A 21,871-nucleotide genomic window follows, 5' to 3' on the forward strand; every position below is an offset into this window, starting at 1 on the left:
ATGCAGGAATTTCTAACCATTTTGGATTCTAAAACGATCGATACCTTCACGGTAAGTATCCGGGTAGGTTTGGTCATTATTTTTGCTGGCGCTGTTGGCTGGAACAGAGAGGGCAAAAATCATGGGGCCGGTTTCAGGACCCATATTTTGATCGGCCTTGCTTCTACAGTACTGATGTTATTATCTATTTTTATTCCGGAGTTTTATTCCGTAGTGGGAGGAGATCCTTCCAGGATCGCGGCTCAGGTAGTTTCCGGAGTTGGTTTTTTATGCGCAGGTGCGATCATGAAGTTCGGGTTGACCGTGAAAGGATTAAATACCGCTGCTTCTATCTGGATTGTATCTGCGATCGGTTTGCTTGTAGGTGCAGGTTTATATTATGCGGGATTTCTAACTACTGTTGCTACTTTGATCATTCTCGTCTTATTCGATATGGTGGAAGAAAGGTATTTTGGAAAATATGAATATAAGGTTTTGATCCTGGACCTGAAGCAGAAAAAATTCCATCGGAAAGGGTTTAAAGAATTATTATTAAGAAATAAGTTAAGATTGGTTTCGGAATCCTTTATGCAGGATTACCAAACTAAAAGTGCTCAGATCAAACTTACGATCGCGATGCCTCGAGATTTCGATATTCTAAAGATTGTGGATGAATTTAGAAGTCTCGCGGATGTTATAAAAATCAGTATCGAGTCGACTTAAGTTGAATTCGTTACAATTTCGAAATCTATTTATGTCCTATTACTTCTTCCGGAAACTTCTCGGATTTCGGAATTTGCTATGCTTTTTTAAGAGCTTATAAAATGATTCTGACCTGGGAATATGGCCGAAAAAAGAACATCGATCCCTTCGGATCTCGCACAGGAACTTGTAAAAATCATTCGACTTCTTGCCATGTCCGGCAAAAAGAATTTTAAAAAATATCTATACGATCCGTTTATCTATGCCGGTTGGGAAAAGGAAAAATCCCACTCTGCTCTTGCCGCAAGTAAGATGATAGATAAGATCCAAGAGGATTCCAATAATCCTTCATATTTGCATACACTTCCTCATCAATGTAAACGTTTGATCTCTCAGGCAATCATAGAAAGTCTTTCCGCTTTGGGTGACTCTTGTATTTTCTTTTTGGAGAAGATCCAAGAATCCGGAAGTATTGCAACTTCTCCGGAAGCTTTGGAATTTACAGCAGTATTAGAAAAACCTTTAAAAGAGTTCGAAAAAGTAACAAGTAGTAATAACGAAAAACTTTTTGAAGATTCCATTAAAAACTTCTCTAAAGAGGAGTTAAAATCCGCTTTTGAACCTGTGAAGCTTGATGGGACCAGACAAAAAGTATATTTAGATACGGAAGTTCATACTTTATATCAACAAATTCTCTCTGCGGCAAAGGTGAATAATCTAGTTCGTTGCAAAAAGTTACTTTCTAGATATATAATTAACTATAGTGACTCGGAAACTTACAGTGAGCAAGAGGTGGAGAATCTTCTAGACGCATTAGGAAAACGTGAAGTGGGCTTTAAGGAAACCTTGAGAGACTCTCTTGCGATCGAACTTTACTTCTCCATAACAAAAGGTATATTAGAAGGGAATGCTAAGAAGGCTATCCAAGGTATTCGGAAATATGCACATATATTCGAAGGAGATCCGAATACAAAGTATTATTATGAAATAGACTCCTTGGAAAGAAAATTGTATGGAATTATCCAAGCGAAGGATTTAATGAAAGAATTAAGGAAGGGTGTATAAATGGCGAACCTCACATTTAACGAAAAAGTGGACGGAAGTAAATTGATCCTAACGGTCGCAGGAGAGATTGATGCTAAAACTGCTCCGGATCTGAAAATTAAATTGGAAGCTGCAGTAGGGAACGGGATCAAAACGATCATCTGCGATTGTTCAGCTCTTACTTACATTGCATCTGCAGGGATTGGTGTTTTAAACTCCATCCAGAAATTCCTGAAAGAAAAATCTGGAGAGATCGTTTTCTGCAGCTTAAAAAAGGAAGTAAAGGATACGATGGAGCTGATGTACTTCACCAAAAAGGTGAGAGTATTTCCTTCTTTAAATGACGCATTAGGCGGAGTTTAAATCCTCATATGGATTTCTCTCCGGAAAAAATCCTATATTACTCCGTCGATTTAGACGAACTTTCCAAAATTCGAGGAGAGGTCCGCGAATTTTTGGGGACAGACTGTTCGGATATAGTCAAGGGCAGGATCGTATTCTGCCTAGATGAAGCTATGACTAATGTAATAGAACATGGATTTACGGAGCCTGACTCTTCTAAAATTGAATTAAGAATGAAAAAGAATAAAGGAAGCTGGAAGTTCTCCATTCTGGACCAAGGCGTTCCTTTTGATCCTACCAAAGAAAAAAGCGAAACCTGGAAGGAATTATACGAAAGCGGTGCAGATGGAGGTTTCGGATTACGTTCCATTAAAAAAATAATGGTCGTACGTTACCAACGTCTCAAAAATCCTCCGCGTAATAAACTGACTCTGATCCATACGAGATAATAAGATGATTAAAAACAAATTCCTAAGAGCGGTTCTTCCCGGCATTCGGGCAAAACTTTCCTTTTTCACGGCCGCATTGGTCATCTCAATATTAGGTTTTACTTCAATAATCCATTACTCCCAACAAACAAAAGCTTTAGAAGAGAAGCTTGAGTCTGAGTTGAAGGCTCCTTTGGAATACGTGAACTCGGTCGTTTTGGATCTTGAAAACCTGAGCAGAAGTATGATCCTGATCGAGGAATTTAAGGTTAGAGTAAAAGAGAAGAAAAAACAACTCAGTAAGTTTAAGAGGACAGTTGTTCAGAAGGAAGGTGGACTTTTCGGAGCATTAAAAGCATTCGGTCAATCTATCGGTCTAAACGTTAAAAGAGGGAATGTTTATAAATCTGTAGATACTTACTTTACAAGATACCTTTCTGAAAAAGAGATTCAGGAATTTGAATCTAAGGTACGTAACGAATTAAGAAAAGAGAATGGAGCTCCGATTGACGCGCCTGTTTATGAAAAGATCAGATCTATAGCGGAAAAAACAGCGCTTGCTCGTATCAGAGCAGAAACTTCTAAGACCAGAATAGAAGAAATTACCGAAGAGATCAAGTTCTTAGATACGGAATTAGCTAAAGCTGATCTGGATCCGAAGAATAAAAAAACTTATCTATCTGATAAGGACAAATTGGAGAAGGAACGAAAAGGGGCTGAAAAAGCGATCCCTGAGGGAGAGAAAAAAGCCGCATCAGGGGAGACTGCATTAACAAAAGCTCTTCAGAATTTTTTCAGAGGATCTTTTAAGGATAGAATTTCTTCTTTAGGGCTTCTTCCGGATAAAATTAGAATTTTAGCATATGATAGAGTTGGGAAAGAGACCTTAGATACGGGTTTACTTTTCTCTCAAAGTTCGGAGACGGGAAAAAAATTACTTTCCCAGGCCGATTTTACCGAAAGTCGTAAAGGTCTTTTTGGAGATACGGATGTTTTGGAAGTTATCCAGAACAAATCTGAACCTGAAAGTTATGAAGTAGGGGGAAGGCAGTACGAAGTAGTTTATCGTCCTGTTTTTAGAAATCCGAGCACTGCAGAAAGATCCAGATCAATGGCCGAAGAGATTGCGGAAAATCCAAAAGACTGGTCAAAATATTTGGAAGAAGATCGCAAAATTTCTGCAGAGATTGCTGAGATTTCCCAGAGATTAAAAACCAGAATGTCGGAGCTCCGCAAAGACGGAAAGGCTAAACCTTCTTCCGATAAGGAATTCAAAAATCTGGCTCTTGCTTATAGGCAGATGCTCAAAAAAAGAGACACTAAATTAGAGCAACTTCATCCCTACGGTTCTGTTTTTGAGAAGAATGAGAAAAAATGGAATGATGATCATAAATCTCTAAAAGACAAGATCGCTGCCACTTCTAAAGAAATTTTAGAATGGGAGAAGATGCTTAAATTTCCTCCTAAAGAGGGAGAGAATAAAACTTCTCCAGAAGAAATCCAAGAGAAGATCCGGGTATTAGAATCCCAGGAAGAGGAATATAAGGATTCTTTAATTCGTTTGGAAGCCACTAAGGGGGATTGGGGGAATTCCTACGAGCATAAAGCAGAGGATGCATTTTTTGGTTTGAGAGAAGCTGCACTTGAGGATTTTACTTTTATTCCTTTTAAAACTGGCCCGGCAGGTATCAGGAGATATTATAAGGATGAAAATGAAAGAAAGTCAGCTCGGGTCAAATGGAGACTTTTGAGAGAATGGGTACTTTCTGGAAATTCTGAAACAGAACTGCCTAAAACACCTAGAGGGATCGCCTGGGATTCGGGTATACTGGTCCGAAGCAGAAGTGAGGCTGAGGAAGTGATGTGGGCTCTGGATTCTACTCCTCTTGTGGCCCCAGGTGAAGAAGAGGGGAAAGGGTTGGTTTACGATCTTCTCCGCAAAGACTTATTAGGATATAATATTATTTTAATAGATAGGACCGAAGGCATCCGGCAAATGAAGTCCAACCGAGAAGAAATGATCCGATATACGGGGATCATTGGGACAATCGCAATTCTTTTGGCGTACGGTTTGGCTTGGTTTGTGGTCCGTAGGATCAGGGTTATCAGTAAAAATGCTGAAACGATCGGAGACGGTAATCTGAACGTGGAATTCCCTCCTGCAGGCTATGATGAGATCGGTATCTTAAGTGAATCTTTAAACGATATGGTCCACGGATTAAAAGAGAGAGAGGAGATGAAAGGAGAACTTCTGGCAGCAGAAGAGATCCAGAAACGTCTTCTCCCTGAAAAACTTCCTTCTAGCTTGAATGACTATGTGGAGTTCGGCGCGTTCTATAAGGCGATGACCGGAGTTGGCGGGGACTATTACGATTTTATTGAATTAGGTGGAGGAAAGATCGCGATCTGTATCGGTGATGTTTCCAATCACGGTGTGGGTCCTGCAATTGTGATGGCTCTTTTTAGGGCCCAAATCCAAGCAATTCTTCGAAAAGGAGAAAGAGATCTGAAAAAGATCTTACTAGAAGCGAATGCTTATCAGTATGAGGATACTCCGGATCATATTTTTATTACATTCTTCTTGGCGATCTTTGACTCGAATACTTCCAGACTAGAATATATTTCCGCAGGCCACGTTAAGCCGTTGTTCTTTGACGCTTCTGATGGAAAGATTAAAGAACTTCCTGCAGGTGGTTTACCTATCGGCATGGATGAAAATTCTTTCTTCGAAACTACGATAGAGAGAAGGGTATTAACTTTGGATTCAGGAGATATTTTCTTCGAATATACGGATGGTTTAGACGAAGCAAGAAGTCCTAGCTCGGAAATGTATACTAGGGAAAGACTTGCTAAACTATTGCATGCAAACGGAGAAAAACGTCCGGAAGAATTGATCAAGACAATCGTTATGGATGTGGAATCCCATACTCAGCAAGATCTAAGTGCAACAGGGTTTTCTAATCTTTCCGATGATATCGCTATGATCGCGATCAGAAAAAGATAAGAACCTGCACTGTTTTATTGAATCCGTTTGTAGGATTTCCTACAAACGGATTTTTCATGCTAAGGCAGGATTAGGTCCTTCCAATCTTCTTCCGGATTTTTCGGACATAGATATACTTCACCTTCGGAGTATTTGTTTTTATTTTTTCTCCAATGAGAAAATTTGAGATCCGCTTCTTCTAAACCTGTTTTTAGGACTTCTCTTAGTACGGAAACGGATCCGAAGGTTCCATCTAAAACTCCAGTATTTTTTGCGTCAGAATCTGCTCTGGATTTTTTGGTGAATGATTCGAAAAATTCCTTTTGAATAGATTCAATTTCTTGAATATTTCCTTCCTTTCTGAGAGCGGAAACTTTTGCTCCTTGGAATAGATCGAACGCAGAATTTCCTCCCATTACCGCAAGAGTGGCCTCGGCTAAGGAATAATATGCGATTCCCGGTCTTAAAAATCCGCTGAATGCATGTATCTGTCTTCCTCCGTAATTTTGTCTTAAAATGATAGAGACTACGGGAATCTCAGAGAGAACATTTACATCCAAAGATTCTCCGCCGATCTGTTGTATCCTTGCTCTTTCTTGTTTGGTGCCTGGAACAAAACCTGGAGCATCAGAAATCATTAATAAAGGAATTGAGTGTTTGTTTACAAACTCTGTGAACACTCTGAATTTTTCTGTGCCCGGTGCATCGGGAGAACCCCCTCCTTTCGGTTGGTCTGCGATGATTGCAACTGTCCTTCCCTGTATCCTTCCAAGTCCCGCGATCAAGCTGGAGCCTGGGTCCCATTCTCCGAATTCTAAGAAAGTATTCTCATCTAAAATTTTCTGAACGATCTCTTCTTTCATGTCGTAAGAAACTGTGATTTCTTTCGGAAGTTTGATCTCACTTTTACTCGTTGGAGAATTTTCAATTTTCCTTTGATTTAATAAATGGAAGAATTTTTTAATGATCTCGTAAGCTTCCGATTCGTTTTTAGAAGTGAATGTTGCCCATCTTTTTTTATTTGAGAATTCTTTATGAGTGGAAGGTTTACTTTTTTCATTCGGTTCTAAAAGAAGCCACACGTCCGCGCTCGAGGTGAGTTCTGAAACCCTAAGTCCTTCCGGATTTTTAACAAAATGTAAGCAGGCTCCTTCGAAATTTTGTAACGATTTTTGGAAATCCCTTCTCGGTCTTAAGGAATCATAATCATCCAAATGAGAACTTCTAAACCATTTGCTTCCATAGACTAAGAGTAAACTTGCGCCTGTTTTCGCTGCGATCCGAACGGATTCTTTTGCTTTGATAATACATGGAAGAGAATGAAATCCATCATTCGTTCTTGGTCCCATGGAAAGCACGGAAGTTTGTCCCAATCGAATGAATCCTGAAACTAAAGATCCAGAACCTGAATAGTTTTCTTTGATCGGTAAGAAAAATCCACTCTCGGAGTAATGAATAAGCTCGTTTTCATCTAAAACATTCCAATTTTCTGATATAACTCTTTGGCTTTTCTCTTTTGAGAGAGGTTCACATCCTAATAAAGAATCTTGTATCCTTCTGAGTATCCAGATGAGCTGAATTTTATCATTGGCAACAAAATCGACTGTGCCAGTAGCCTGACCCATAATTTTAGCACCGCCAATTTCATAATTAGTAAACTTCTCGCCAGTTACGGATTCAATTACGGAAGATCCGGTCAGAACTCGATAGGACTCATCTTCATTGAGAAGGACTTGCAAAGATGTTTGAGAAGAACCGTAAACATCTAACCCGGTAGAAGAGCCTGTCCCGACTGCGACTGTAAAACAAAGACTTGGCCTATCTTCTGAGTTATATTTTCTGAACCCCGATCCATATTTTTTTTCGGTTTCCGAACATACTTCTTTTAAGACTGGATCTGAATGTGATTCAATTGCTGCTCTGAAATCGGAAGCTTTGGTTCCCGCACTTATGAGTGAATTCATGAAGAAACCTTCTGCAGCTCTATTCAAAGAAACCATTCCTTCCTTTATATTGGCTCCTGCTCCATCATTCCAAATATACAAAGGCAAATCTTTCCGGTAAGCGTAGTATGCTGCTGCTATATATTTTCTTCCTTCTAAATCACCTGTGGCTCCACCTGCTACTCTAGAATCTTTAAAAAAACATAATGCAGGCTTTCCACCTATCTTTCCTTCGAATATTTTTGCTCCGGGGATATAGATCTCTTCTTTGCCTGTTTTAGGATTTTTTCTAAGAAGTCCATCTGTTCCTGGGATTGTGATCTCTTTTGCAGACTCTGTGTCAAATACTTCGGAGACCCAACATTCCAAAGGCCATTTTCCTTTTTGAAAGACGGCTAGATCTTTTGCATCTGTTCCGATACAATATGGAAATCTAGGATCATTGGGATGAGCGATATCCATTCTGAGTTTTCCGTCTTTAAAGAAGAAGGAAAGTGTGACCGTCTTTTCCGTATCTTCCGGAAGAAAATCCATTGTGAACTGACTATATAATCCATGCAGGAAGAATCTAAGAACGGATCCCGCCGACTCCATTATATTATTATAATTGAATACATCTTCTCTGTTAGAGCCGGGATCGAATTTTACTTTGAATCCGGAAACAAGTACTTCTAATCTGAAAATATCGAGTTTTTTGAATATTTGAGCACCTTGTAAGATACATGCTCCTACTTTTGCAGTAGTTTCCAGATCAAACCTTGAAGTTTGTTTTTCCGGTTTTGCACTTAAGGTGGAGAAGAGTATGTATTGTTTTTCTTTTTCGGTCTCCAGAAAATACAGGAAATGTCCCTGACTAGGGGAGAATAGTCTCTTTATACTTCCTTGGGTTTGCCAATATTCCAGTTTTTTCCGGATCTGGGAAGTGAGAGATTCATCAAAGTTTTCCGGGATCAACGGTAAATTTTCAGAAAAAGATTTTTTGAATTTTTCTTCTAAAATTTCAGATCTTTCTTCGGAAACTGAGGACCAAGGTGATTTTAGAAAGCGCACATAATCGAATACGTGTTTTCTGGAAATGGTCGCATCTCCCCCTTTGAATTTTTGCGGGCGATTTCCTCTGGAGTTTAATATTCTTCTTACTGTTTTTTCGAGTGAACTTTCTTTCTCTCTTTCTTCTAAATACAAGACACCGTTTAAAGCAAGATCTATGGAAGGAGTTGGCGGAGCATAAATGGAAAGTTTTTCCAAAAGTTTTGCTATAAGCTCTTTTCCTTCTCTTAGATTCGCATAAGCTTTTACTAGAAATATAAATGCATCTTTTTGGCATTTGGTCCTGCGGAGAGGGTTCCAAGGTTTTATCCCATAATAATGAAATGCATTTGATAAAAGTTTTTTAGTGGTCTTAGGTGGATTATATCCTTCTGTATCCCATTCAGAAAGTGCTCTTTGTATCTCTCCATAATGGGAAAATTTAGTCCCAGGATCGGAGGAAAAGATTCTTCGTACTAATACGTGGAATTTTAAAAGTTCTATATAAAAGTTTCCCCAGAGACGATTTTCAGAATCAGAACCTTTAATGAATTCTAAATTGGAAAGTATAGAATCTATCTTTTCTATTGCGTCTTGTTCTCTAAATGTTCCTAATATCCACGACTTTAACAAGGCCCTTAGATCGGAGCCTGAAGTTTTTTGGGCAAGCGGGAGTTCTAGCTCTGCATCCGTCTCAATCGATGGCCAGATCTCCCAAATAGATCCTCCGATGATATTATGGTTTTCTAATTCTTTTTCGGCTTCGGATTTCTGCTCTGTTTCTATTTTTGCTAGAATTTCTCCTTCGCTCAATCCTTTTCCCAAAACCATTCCGGACGCAGTCATTCCTCTTACTAATTTGTTTCTATCTCCATGTTCTAACAGATAACCCAGTTTTCCGTTTACTGGAGCAGTTAGAACTGTTTCCATTTTCATAGCGGAAATGACCAATATCGGATCTCCTTCTTGGATGCTTTCACCTTCTTTCCATACGTCATTCGTTCGAGGATTATTGCAGATTTTTACGAATGTTCCTTGGAAAGGAGAACGTAATATTCCTTCGTTAGATATGTTGCTCTTTTTATCTTTGGATAGAATGGAAAATCTTAGGTATCTAAGCTTTCCTTGTTTATCCGGAAATCTTACGAGATGAAAGGAAGGTCTGCGATCTACTCGGACAGGAATCGTTCTACCTGCAAATTCCACTAAAAATTCTTCTTCTAATTCACCACGGGCGGAAACTCCGATTGTCCCGAAATCTTTTCCATTCAGTAAAATTCTATAACTAGAGATAGAAGTTCGGAATAAACGTGTTTTATAAGTTTTCAATTCCGACCTTAATTCGAACTCATAGAGAGAATATTCAGATTCTTGTGAGTGAAGTAATTTGGGAAGGTCCCTATCTCTAAAGGATCTTTTCAGATCGTTTTCTGTTATAAAAACGGATTCGGTGAGAGAACAGATAATTGCACCTTCTTCTTCCGATTCCTTCTCCACTTTTGTAAGCTCTTCATTATTAGATAAAATTAAATTATCATATTCTCCTGAACGGAAGAGATCGTGTCTTACAAGTTTTATCAGCTGTTCGATATTTGTGGTTATACCGCGGATGTATAGATCGGAAAGTGCTCTTTCCATTCTCAGTAGAGCTTCTTCTCTTGTGGTTCCCGTAGTGATCAATTTTCCGATCATTGGATCGTAATCACCTAAAACTCTATCACCCTTTCTGAAGCCGAAATCGCAACGTACTCCGTTGAAAGTCGGAAGTTCCAGATCTTTTATTTTTCCAGGAGAAGGTGAGTAGTTTTGAAACGGATCTTCTGCATAGATCCTACATTGAATGGAATGATTTCGATCGGAGAATCTTCTTTTGATCACTGAGTCATAAGGTATCTCTTGTTCTCTTCCATCGAAAAATAAAATTTGCCATTTAGCTAGGTCGATCCCGAGAGACTGATCCGTTACCGGATATTCTACCTGTAATCTGGTATTCATTTCTAAAAACCCGAAATTGCCCGTTTCACAATCTAATAAGAATTCCACGGTTCCCGCGGCGCATCCTTCTGAGTAGCCTGAGATATGAGCGATCTTTTCTGCGGATGATAATAATTGTAATAAGGTCCTATCGTCTAAAAAAGTTTCTCCACTTTCTTCCACGACTTTTTGGTTTCTTCTTTGTACTGCACATTTGCGGATCCCGACTGCAGTGGAGTTGAAAATTTGTACTTCGAAGTGAGCAGGCCTCTCCACATATTTTTCGAAGAAGAAGGTCCCGTTCCCATAAGATTGAAGACCGATCCGAACAGCACTTTCTATGGCAGGAAGAAGTTCTTTAGAATTTCGAACGATGACCATTCCCTTTCCACCGCCACCGCTATCTAACTTGATCATGATCGGGTAGCCGATCCTTTCCGCTTCCTGGATTGCGATCTCTTCTCCTCCTATGATCGGTCCGCTTCCTAATAAAAGTGGGATCCCATTCTCTGAGGCTAATTTTCTAGCATCCAGTTTGTTCCCTACTTTCCTCATCACTGAAGCTTTGGGGCCCATAAATATTATATTCTTTTTATATATTAGAGAAGCTTCCTCTAAAGATTCTACAAATTTGAAATCTTCTGACAAAAATCCATATCCAGGATAAACTGCATTTGCGTCGGAGAGTAAAGCAGCCGCTATGATTGTCTGAGAATTCGTATATTTGTCGGAACTTCCTATATATAGGATCTCATCCGCAGATTCGTACCAAGATTGTTCTCTATCCGGATCGGTTACTACTGCAACAGAGCGGATTCCTTCTTCTCTTAGGGCTAAAAAGAATCTTTTGGCAATCTCTCCTCGGTTTGCGATCAGTATTTTTTTTAGGATTCCTTTTCTTTCCGGTAAAACTTCTTGTTTTTCTGAACGTCCCGGATTTAGGACTTTTAGTTCTCTTATAACGGAATCTATTTCAGGAATACTTAATATTCCTTGGGTAAATGAATCTGGCTCTGGTTTTCTTGTAGGTATCATTCGCTTTCTCCTAAAATATCAGGAGGACTTCGGAAAATGCATAATCCCCCGTATGGCTGATGCTCAGCCGAATCGTATTCGGCTTTAAATTGTTTAGATAAGTTTCAAAATTTCCGTAAAAACGAAAATAGGGACGACCATAATCGTCGTTACGTATTTCTATTTCAGAATAGTTTACGTTTAGATCTGGTTTCTGGAATAAACGATATCCATCCAATGCCTTGATCAGAGCCTCTTTAGCTGCGTATCTTCCCGCAAAAAAACTTGCTCTTTGATTTTCAGGCTTTGTCTGTCCCTTCTTCCTTTCCCAATCTGTAAAAGTAATTTTAAAGAAGAAGGTAGCCTTATCCTGCAAACTTTCCTTAAACTCAGGAATATAAGTAAGATCCACGCCTACGGAAGCATAAGGACTGGTTAACGATTCAGAAATAGGAAGAGGTTGAGATCCTAATTTCATCTTTTTTCTTCCTGTTTGGATCTGTAGTTTGCGTTCAGCAGAATGCCGATTTCTTCTTCCTGGAAGTAGGATTTGGTATGCCTTTCGTATAAAGGTTTTCCGATACCCATTCTGATCTCATGGTATCTGTTACGATTCCTGATCTCTCTTTTTCTTCTCAACTTGAGATAAGTTTCTCTTTGTTCTAGAGTTAGAGCCGCTAAGAAATAATCGGAATGAACGAAAAGGCAAAGAGCTCCCACATGTCCGAAACCTAAAGTGGTCAACATTCCAGCCTTAATATTATGTTTACCGAATGGAATACTTTCGTCCGTAAAAGTGACGAACTGATAATCATTCATGTCAGGATCGACTTCTTCTAGGTTTCGATTTCCGGTTACGATACCTTCTTCCAAAGTTTGTAATATTCCGATGGTCTGCCATGCCGCAGCTCCACCTTTGGAATGCCCGGTAAGTGATTTTTGAGAAACTACTGGCAGTAGGTTTCCTGGAGTTCTTCCGAGCTTAGATAATAAATTATACAAAAGTTTGTTTTCATTCTTATCGTTTGCTTTTGTAGAGGTATCGTGTTTGTAGGCGACACCTATATCGTCTGCAGTGAGTCCGAAAACGGATAACGCGTTCCTCAGCGGAGACTTTTCTTTTTCCGATTCAGCCCCTAAAGATAAAAGTCCAAGCCCAGGTGCGGGAATAGAAGCTTGGATACCGTCTGTTTTGGAACCCGCATAAGCTAAAATCCCATAAACAGGAAGTCCTGCTTCGAGAGCCAAGTCTGCCCTTGCAAGTAGAACAACTCCTCCACCTTGTGCTTCTACGAATCCTCCTCTTCGGATATCATTGGGGCGGCACATTCCTTTAGGGTCGATTCCTTGTTCCAACATTTCCACACTGCTTGCGGTCGCTTGCATGTCCCCGAATCCGACCAAACTTTCCATTGCAAAATCATCGAAGGCACCTGCTAACATAAAGCCTGCTTTTCCTTCTTTGATCAAACTCGCTGCCATCTCCAAAGAAATTCCCGCAGTGGCACAAGCAGCTACGGGGGTTTGGACAGGACCGTAACCGCCTACATAAGAGGTGAGTGCCCATGCTGTGGTAACGTTGATCAATGACTCTTGTAACGCGTCATGCTGTCTTTCTTTTCCAAGCAAGAAGTCATGGAACATTCTTTTGAGTTTGCCCATTCCTCCCATACCTGAACCGACTGTAGAACCTACCAATCCTGGATGTAGGAATCTATACAATTCCATCGGCTCCATTCCGGAGCGTAAGAATGCTTCGCATGTGCAGTATAGATTATAAACTGTGATAGGATCTACTTGAGTAGTTAGATCTTTTGTTAATCCGTATTTTGCCGGATCCCAACCTTTAGGGATCTGTCCTGCAACTTTCCTATTGAAGTCGGAAGCTTTTCTGGCTTTGATAGTGCTTCCTTTTTTCCTTCTCACGAACCATTTGTCTTTTTCTGAATCATGGTAGATCTCAGTTGCTTCCGGCTCAGCATTTTTAAATTCTTCAGCTTCTTTTGAGTTAGAAACAGGAATGAAGAAGTCCTCTTCCAATACTACATCCACGAAGGAGAATAACGTGGACGGATCGAAGCCTACCGACTCTTTATCTATGATCCTGATCCCAGTATGGGCTAAGATCTTTTCTTCGTATTTGGATTTGATTTCCCATTCTGCGACCGCTTCTCCAGTTTCGGAATCAGTCCAACTTCTTCCCTTATCCGCAGCTTGGTATTTAATAAAACCCATCATCCAAGAGAGTTCGAGTGCGGCCTCTAAGGAGAGTGTTCCTGACTTTTCTAATTCCCATCGTGTCATGGAACTTCCTGCAGGCCCGAGTTCCGCAAAACCGACGACGCAAATAGTTTGAGACAGATCTAATTCTTTTAAATGTCCTATCTCATTCAGTTTCGCTTGAGAAGGGATAGAAGGATATCTATACACTTCCTTCGGTAAGTATTCTCTTGTAATAGTTTCCTGTTTTTCTAATATAATTTTACTCTTAAGAGTGAAAGTTTCCTTTTTAATCTTTGACTCTAAAAGAATATCCGCACGTATTTTTCCTAAAGTTTTTCCTAGATCATTCTGAGAATCCAAACCGCCTGTGAAATTTGCCTTAGTGATCTGTTCGGAAGAATGGAATACGCAAGTATGGATCAAATTTCCTAAAAGAAGTCCCATCTCTCTTCGAGAGAATGTGAGCACTCCTGATTTTTCTTCCAATGCTTGGGCAACAAGATCGTTTGCCTCCATAAGGCCCGTTCCTCGAACCCAACCGATCACACAACCATGGATTCTTGTATGTTTCCCCCAATCATCTTCTTCCGAAAACTTTTTACGAAACAAGGTTTCGAGACCCAATTTGGTTTCCGCATACATCCCATCTCTTCCAAAGATACCGTGATTCGGTGAAAGAGGTAAGATTACATGAAGTGGAGAAGTTTCCGTAGGTGTGTTTTTCGTTCTTCCAAGAGTGCCTATCAGCTTTTCCACTCCAAGCAGCATGACTCTCAAAGATGTTAAAGAAGAATCATCTAACTGTGATCCGGTATTTTCTTCTCCGACTGCGCCGAAAGGAATTAAGACATCCGGTTCCCAATCTTTTTGGACCAACCATTCCAATAATAGGTGTATATCTTCGAAAGATCCCTGAGAAAATGGAACTAAAGAAAGTGACGCACCTTTTGCTCCGTACTTTTGGAATATTCTCTTATAAAACTTAACTTTTTCGGAAGAATATGAAGTTGTCGTTAAGATGATATCCGCTCCACCTGCAAGTAGAACAAACACTGTCTCTAATGCGATTGAGTTTGGTCCTCCGCCTGTTACTAAAACTTTCAGACCCGCAAAAGAAATTCCTTCATTAGAAGAACTTGTAACGGAGTTTAGGATAGCCTCTGTCTCTTTTTGATTCTTTGTCCAGCTTCCTCCTTGGTCCTTGCTTGTTCCGATTGATATTTTGCCTTGGAAGAATTCCTTTAATTTAGTAGAATATTCAACTTCTTTAAAGTTTAGATTACCTTCTTCGGAGATCTCTAATTTAGGACGTAATACGGAGTTTTCTGCATGAAAGATCGGTTTTTTATTTTGATCCCAGTTTGAAGAAAGTGATCTTAAATATTCTCTTTTAATTTCTAAACTTTTCTTTTCTTCCGGGAATTGAGTCTGGTCTTTCTGTAGAATTTGATCCCAATATTTTAAGACTTGAGAAAGCAAAGGACTGGCATGATTTGCAAAATATTTTTCTTCTTCTGAACTGAATACGGTTGAAGCCCCAGACCTGATCTTTGTGAGGCTTTGCAGTAGTTTTTTCTTTGCCCATTGTTCCGAGTTGGAAAAACGAACGATCTTCTTTTCTTCAAATAAAGAAGAAGGAGCGGATTCTGCTTGGATCTTTTGCCTTGCTTCTTGAAGGGCATGCAGGTCTTTTATTAGGAATTCTGCAAATGGATCTTCACCTAAAAGTCTAGATTGGAAATTCTTAATTGCCTTTCCAAAAATCCCTTCCGCTCCGAAATACTTTCTTTCCAGTTCTTCTAAAGCAGCAGCATCTACTTTTGCTCCGGTGCCTGATCCCGAACTGTTCGCGGAAAGTTTTCCGATCCGTATTCCTTTGGATTGAGCAAATAGATCTACTGCTTTATCCAACCATTTAGTAGCGTCTTTTGAATTTCCGATCCGAGAGTTTATCGCGATGGAGCTCAAAGCTCCTTTTCGTAATGAATCTCCTTCTCTTACGTATAAAGGAAGAAAGATACTGACTGCAAAAATCCCGGAAGCACTCAAACCTCTTTCTTCTTTTAGATATTTAAAAATTTCCGTTCTCCCGAAATCAGGCGGGAAAAATTTCTTCAAAGTTTCTTCAAAAGAAGTTCGTAAATAAGGTCCTGGTTGTGTGTATGCGGATTGTTCTTCTAAGGATTTTACCAGATCCTTTAAGGATTTTTCATGAGCTCCGTCTAAACTTGTCGTTTTGAATTCTGCTCCTAGATCCGCCATCACCTGATTTCTTTTGGAAGAGTTTCCTCCAAATAGAGTGTCTATATTTTCATCTTCCGAAATCTCTTCCGGTCGAATCCCTGCTTTCAGAGATAGTAATACGAATAATGCATCCTTCTTCGTAAGATTTACAGATGCCTCTTCTCCGCCGAATTGTTGTGATTCTTGAACGGTTTCTTGGATTTGTACAGGCACCGTTTTGGTATCCAATTTTGTAATTGGGACTTCTGCCACAATCGGTTCTGGAATTTCTTTAAGTTTTGAAAACTCAGCAGTTTCACAATCTTCTAATTCTGAGAAGACCACATTTCGATTTTCTTCTATATGCAGAATTTCGAAAGAAGAAGGATCCGAAACTTCTCTTAGAGTTTGCCTTGCCATTCCCGCAAGATCTCCTCTGGCGCCAAGGTCGATCAATCTTCGAACTTTCAGATCTTGGAAAAATTGATCCTGGGTTTTGATCCATTGTACGGGCATTGCAAATTGGTAAGCAAGTAGCTCGATTAGCAGAATTCTTCTGAGTTCTTTATTAGAAAGGTCCTGGTTTTCTTTCAGGATCTTTTCTAAGATCGGGCTTCCTGAAACTTCCCAAACGTATTTTATAAATTCCTTATTGATGGAGAACGGTTTTGCTACTAGATTAGGTATATATTTTCCATCTAATTCCTCGAAACCGGATATTTGAGGAACATTCGCCTCCAGAGTTTTTCTGAACTCTGCGACTCCGTTTACCAAAACTCTGGAGTGAAAAGGGACATCTATTCCTTCTAAACGTATTGTAGTCTTTTTTCCTCTTACGATTTCTTTAAAACGATTCTCCATTTCGGTAAGAGCCTTCAGATCTCCCGTCACAGAGTATTGTTTATCTCGAATATTTAGGTTAACGACTTCTAAAGGAAGATTGGTCTCTTCCTTGATCTGTGCTACAACTTTTAAAATGGTTTCTTCATCCAAACCTACATGGCGATTTCCTAATACTACGCTCATCCCGAAGGGACTTCTTCCTTCCTTGTCCCTTGGAACAAGGCTTTGCATAGTAAGTCCTCTTCCATATACGATACGAATTACATTCTCTAATCCCAGGAATCCCCTGGCAGATAAAGCGGAGAATTCTCCGAGAGAATGTCCTGCAAATGGAGCTTCTGAATCTAGAAACCCTCTTTCTTTTAGGATCTCCCAATCAGCCATAGACTTGGTAACCAAAGCTACTTGTGTAAATTGAGTGAGATGAAGAACACCTTTAGGATGGTTCCAAACTGTTTTTCCAACTTTTAATGAAGTAGGATTGTCCTGTACGATTTTTAAAAGAGAGAAGCCTAATTCATCTCTTGTAGTGTTTTCCGCTCTTTGCCAAACATTTTTAGCTTCCGGGAACTCATCTCTAAGTTTCATTCCCATTGCTTGGGATTGAGAACCTTGGCCAGTGAATACATAACCTGTTTTTTTAGGGGAAACAATTGCTTTCGCACTTAACTTTCTTTCTCCATTTCTATTTTCCAAGCTGACCGATAAAATTTGGGATCCTTTCTTTTGGGAAACATGGACTGCCTCTAGAAGTAGCTCTTCTCCCAAATATACAGGAGCCTCGAATGTTTCTTCGAAGGAGGATAACCTTGATGGGTCTCCTTGGCATACATCCATTACGATTTGTTTAATTACTCTAGAAGAAGTCCAAAGCCCATGAACAATTCTGTCCCTCCAGCCTGCATATTTTGCAAAATCAATATCTGTATGGATTGGATTTGTATCACCGGAAGCAGCAGAATATTCGCTCATATTGGAAGGAGCATAAAAAGTTTCCGATATAACTTTATAAGATTTTGTAAGTGGAGTTTCAGAATCCGCTTCCGTTAGATTAGAGAAGAATCGATCAAAGGACGTTGGAGTTCCTACAGTGGTTTTTTCTTCTAATTTGAATTTTCCCCATTCTTCGGAATGAGAGCCTGAAATTTTTTCAATCTTACCTTCGATTGTATGAAGTTCCTTGTTCGAGCCCAAAGAAAGAACGAGACGATTTCTTGAAGTGAATTTTAATTTAGACCCGACTGAGCTTGTTTCTTTGTTTTCATTTTTATAAATCCACGGAATAGAATTCAAAATATTGGATTCTGCTTCAGATTTGATCAGAATACTTTTTTCTAAAGGTAAAGAGTCGAATTCTTCGAATTTGGAATAAACATCTCGGATCAAAAATCCGGTTTGGAAAGAACAGATCTTCTTTCCTTCTTTAGAAATTTCTCCCAAGATTTGGATTTCTTGTCCCGAACCTAATTTATGAACTTTGGCAAGCCTGGCTTTAGATCTTAATTTATCTCCTGGAACTAGATCATTTATTTCTTTCTCCCATTGGAAATTTTGAGAGAAGTGTAAAAGTCTAAATAGATTCTTATTTTCTAACGTAAATAAAGGAGAAAGAAGAACCTTCCAAGCGAAAGCAGTGCTCATTCCGAGTGGAGGATTTGGATCGGATTTTAAATCTGCCCTTCTTAATTCTCCGATTGCTTTTCTGAAATTTAAAATAGATTCCTTATCAATTATAATCTCGGATTCTAATTCTTGTGAAATATGCCTGGAAGAATTCAGATCTATGTTTTGATCTAACCCCCATGTTTTCAAATAGAGGTCGAGGCCGGATTTTTCTCTAAAGGCAAGATCTTCTTCAATGAATGTTCCTGAAACTTTTCCTGCACTAAACTTTCTTTGAAATGGGATAGCGATCCCATCTTTCGGATCGTAGAAGAATAGTTTTAACTCAGCGGAATCCTTTTCTGAAAGTTTTAATTCTACTTTTAGTTTGTTTTCTTCCCATACTTGGATCAGTAATAATTCTTCCGAGCTACTCGTTTCCCAGATAAATTTTCTGCCGATTCTTGGCTCAAAGAATAGTTTTAGATCGGATGTAGTCTGTCCAATTTTAGGCGATTTTAATACAGCAGTCAGGAACCCTTTTCCTAATTCGGCTAAACGGATGATCCAATCATTTGAATTTATATCGAGGTTTTCGATTATAGAGATCGAGTTATTTTGAATTTGCTCTTCCGGAAATAAGTTCGGGAGACTCTTTGTTTGAGTATCCGAATTGAACAATTCTTCCCAATAAATTTTTTTAGGTGTAGAATTCTCTAAACTTACTTGCAGGAAGTTTTGGAAAATAGAAGAGACCGGTTCGTTCGCCTTATAAATTCCTTTGATAGCTTTTGGGCCAGGGATCCAAGCGCAAGAATCAGGTTCTATATCTACGCAATGAGAATACCAAAGAGAATCTGAGCGGATCCATTTTACTAAGTCTTCATCAATGACCGGTATAAAGTTTACAGGTTTACCTGGTCTTTTGCAAACATCAAAGAAGAAGATTATATCTTCCGGTAAAATTAGAATGGTTTCTGCATTTTTATATCTGCCTTTCCATTCGTTAAGAAAAACATTCTGATCAAAGTCCGAACTTATTTTTTCCAGTATAGAATTTTGGTCGGACGGTTCTGAGATTCGAGCTTCAAATCTTTGTACTAATTCTATAAACCTATTTCTGAAACTTCTATCTATAAAAGGATGATCCGGCCAATTCTCTTCGGGAGAAATTAATCTTTGTCCAGGACAAGTTAATTCTAAATATCTAGAGAGAATTTGAGTATAACTCATTTCTTCCAGATCGCCGAAATAAGGTTTAGCAGTAGAATTGATCAGGGTAATTAATTCTTTCTTTTTAGCTAGAACTGCTTTTTTAGCTTCTTCTGTTTCTTTTCCTTTTGTAAGTTCTTCTGCAAGAGAGGAAAGTTTGGTCCAAGTATTTTCTGCGTAATAAATATCTGCACCGAGTCCGGATCTTCCTGAGATCACTCCACCTGCGTTCTTTCCTTCTTGAGTCGTTTTCCAATTTTCAGACCCTGAAATCTCTACTAAGGCTTGTTTAATTTTTTCTGATGTAGCACATTCTTTGGCAGCCATGAGTCTGGTTCCTAAGAATACTGCGTCTACCGGCATCGGATTTTTTCCTGCCCAAGTTCCGAATAACCAAGACTTGGAATCTTGAGGTTCTGCAATTCCTCCACCAACTGCCAAGATGATATTCTTAGAATCTCTAATCTCGCTATAGGTAGAGCGAACTAGTTCCTCTAAATCTTCCCAGCTATGATGTCCTCCTGCAGCTCCACCTTCAATTTGCATAAGGATTTTTGAATCTGGTATTTGTTTCGCGATGGAGATAACTTGTCTGATCTGTTTTTGGGTTCCCGGCTTGAATGAATTCAACCAAATTCCATGAGCTTCAAAATCTTTTAATATTCGAATTGCTTCTTCTGTTTCCGGGATACCTGCCGAAATGGTGACCCCTTCAATGGGAGCACCTTCACTTTTGAGCTTTTTAACTAATGGAACTTGTAGATTCCATAAATAAGCATCTAAGTATAAAAGGTTTATTATTATACCTATTCCAGGAGGTAATTCTTTTTGAAAGACTTCCATCCTTTTTCGGAATAGCTCTTCAGTGACTTGTCCACCGCCTGCCCATTCTACCAAGTATCCTTCCTTTGCAGCGGCGATAACTATTCCAGGTTCAACGGTAGAAGGAGTCATACCTCCTCCGAAGATAGGAGCTCTTCCTGTCCAAACGGAATAATTATTTTTTAAGAAAACTTTTCCATTCGGAAGTTCCACCGTTTCTGGTCGGAACTCTTTCCATGATTTAGGAAATTCTAAATTAGTCTCTTTGGTAAAAGATCTGTAAGATTCCGATTTGCTTAGATTTCGAACGAGATAGGATTTACCTTTTAAGATGGGAGAAGATAATTTTTCAGCGTCTACTCCCGGTCCGAAAGAAATCAGTAATACTTTACTTTCTTCCTTTTCTAGACTTCCTAAGCAGATTTCCCAATCTAAAGTTTCTGCCACAGCCATTCTAGATAATGCGAGTGCAAGATCGGATTCGGTCCTGAGATCTCTTCCGTCTCTTGTATCGTATAGAGGAATTTTTAGATCGGATTGTTTAGGATTGAATCCGATTCTTTTGACATCCTCTTCCAAAAGTACAGGTACTCTTCTTAATAGGGGACTATGAAATGGAGCGGAAATTTTAAGAAACGTCCAAGATTCCAGATTGGGAAAACTATCGTTCGCAAGAGAAGTTCTGAATTCCAACAAAGACTCTGGAGATCCGCAAAGAACTCGTGCCTTCGGACCATTCTTTAAACCTAAATATACCGTATCTTCGGAACTTCTCTGTGCATTAAATTTTTCTAATTCTTCCGTTAATAAAGGATCGTTTTCCGATTTTAAAGCCGCCATAGGAGAGGCGATCTCATCCGATTTCAAAAGTTTCTTAGCAGAGACATCCAATTCTAAAATTGGAAATTCTTCTTGGACTCGAATTCCTAAGCTAATTAGGTTTCTAAGTATCAGAGATAGGTTTTTTAAGAATGCGGGTTTATCAGGAGAAGAAGATAATAAGAATCCCGCATATACACCCTGGGAATGGCCAAATATACCTGAAGTCTCGTTGAATAGTGTCTCCCAATTAGATTCGTCCTGAAGAACTCTATATAAGGCGGAAGCTTGGGCTAAGAAGATAAGAGGAATACTATAGGAACAATTCTTTAAGATAGAATGATCTGGGGTTAATTCAGGTTGATCCAACCAATCTTTTAATTGAAAACCCAACGGCAATGTTTCTATAAGTCTGTCTTTATGGGTTGCCTTACATTCTTCTTCGATAGAAGAAAAGACAGTTTGCCAAAACTCTGAATGGGAATGACCTTCTTCATAGAAAGAACGTAGTTCAGGTATAGGATCTATACCTTGCCCGCCGAAGGTTACGAATATTTTTGCAGATTGAGCGGAAAGATTTTTAAAGATAGTTGATACTTGTTCAGAAGACAAAGCTCCGCTTGAATAATTCGTTTTCATTTATTGACCCTTCCATTTTTATTTTTTCATTTATAAAGATTTCATTTGAA

The 21,871-nt window shown here is 39.2% G+C and carries 8 protein-coding genes; 5 read left to right on the forward strand and 3 right to left on the reverse strand.

The genetic code is table 11. The features are described 5' to 3' along the window. The 5 genes from CH377_RS04865 (at position 1) to CH377_RS04885 (ending at position 5,499) form a co-directional block, all read left to right on the forward strand. Positions 1 to 702, forward strand: coding sequence for an MgtC/SapB family protein (locus CH377_RS04865; RefSeq protein ID WP_100722647.1), 702 nt, complete (start codon positions 1 to 3; stop codon positions 700 to 702). Between the two features lie 120 nt (positions 703 to 822). Beyond that, positions 823 to 1,746, forward strand: a complete 924-nt coding sequence (locus CH377_RS04870; protein ID WP_100722648.1) for a hypothetical protein — start codon at positions 823 to 825, stop codon at positions 1,744 to 1,746. Continuing rightward, the gene (locus tag CH377_RS04875; RefSeq protein WP_086447289.1) at positions 1,747 to 2,088 is read left to right on the forward strand and encodes an STAS domain-containing protein; all 342 of its coding nucleotides are present in this window, start codon (positions 1,747 to 1,749) and stop codon (positions 2,086 to 2,088) included. It begins immediately after the preceding gene. A gap of 8 nt (positions 2,089 to 2,096) precedes the next feature. Then, complete coding sequence (locus CH377_RS04880; protein ID WP_100722649.1) at positions 2,097 to 2,516, forward strand: ATP-binding protein; 420 nt, start codon at positions 2,097 to 2,099, stop codon at positions 2,514 to 2,516. A gap of 4 nt (positions 2,517 to 2,520) precedes the next feature. Next, on the forward strand, positions 2,521 to 5,499 hold the full coding sequence (locus tag CH377_RS04885) for a PP2C family protein-serine/threonine phosphatase (RefSeq protein ID WP_100722650.1): 2,979 nt from the start codon (positions 2,521 to 2,523) through the stop codon (positions 5,497 to 5,499). 59 nt (positions 5,500 to 5,558) lie between these two features. On the opposite strand, the gene CH377_RS04890 is transcribed toward CH377_RS04885, so the two are convergent. Genes CH377_RS04890 through CH377_RS04900 form a run of 3 tightly spaced genes read right to left on the reverse strand, consistent with a single transcriptional unit; the run spans position 5,559 to position 21,821 of the window. Continuing rightward, positions 5,559 to 11,459: a carboxyl transferase domain-containing protein gene (locus CH377_RS04890; protein ID WP_100722651.1), complete on the reverse strand. Its 5,901-nt coding sequence runs from the start codon at positions 11,457 to 11,459 to the stop codon at positions 5,559 to 5,561. 10 nt (positions 11,460 to 11,469) lie between these two features. Then, entirely contained in the window at positions 11,470 to 11,916 is a 447-nt protein-coding gene (locus CH377_RS04895; RefSeq protein ID WP_100722652.1) for a holo-ACP synthase, read from the reverse strand. Further along, the gene (locus CH377_RS04900; protein ID WP_100722653.1) at positions 11,913 to 21,821 is read right to left on the reverse strand and encodes a type I polyketide synthase; all 9,909 of its coding nucleotides are present in this window, start codon (positions 21,819 to 21,821) and stop codon (positions 11,913 to 11,915) included. Before CH377_RS04900 ends, CH377_RS04895 begins: the two co-directional genes overlap by 4 nt. Positions 21,822 to 21,871 lie beyond the last annotated feature (50 nt).

Source organism: Leptospira haakeii (assembly GCF_002812045.1).
In the GTDB taxonomy this organism is placed as follows: Bacteria; Spirochaetota; Leptospiria; order Leptospirales; family Leptospiraceae; genus Leptospira_B; species Leptospira_B haakeii.

Coding starts and splice junctions, on each gene's coding strand:
- CH377_RS04880 (WP_100722649.1), top strand. CDS start 2,097: ATGGATTTCTCTCCGGAAAAAATCCTATATTACTCCGTCGATTTAGAC.
- CH377_RS04875 (WP_086447289.1), top strand. CDS start 1,747: ATGGCGAACCTCACATTTAACGAAAAAGTGGACGGAAGTAAATTGATC.
- CH377_RS04890 (WP_100722651.1), bottom strand. CDS start 11,459: ATGATACCTACAAGAAAACCAGAGCCAGATTCATTTACCCAAGGAATA.
- CH377_RS04900 (WP_100722653.1), bottom strand. CDS start 21,821: ATGAAAACGAATTATTCAAGCGGAGCTTTGTCTTCTGAACAAGTATCA.
- CH377_RS04895 (WP_100722652.1), bottom strand. CDS start 11,916: ATGAAATTAGGATCTCAACCTCTTCCTATTTCTGAATCGTTAACCAGT.
- CH377_RS04870 (WP_100722648.1), top strand. CDS start 823: ATGGCCGAAAAAAGAACATCGATCCCTTCGGATCTCGCACAGGAACTT.
- CH377_RS04885 (WP_100722650.1), top strand. CDS start 2,521: ATGATTAAAAACAAATTCCTAAGAGCGGTTCTTCCCGGCATTCGGGCA.
- CH377_RS04865 (WP_100722647.1), top strand. CDS start 1: ATGCAGGAATTTCTAACCATTTTGGATTCTAAAACGATCGATACCTTC.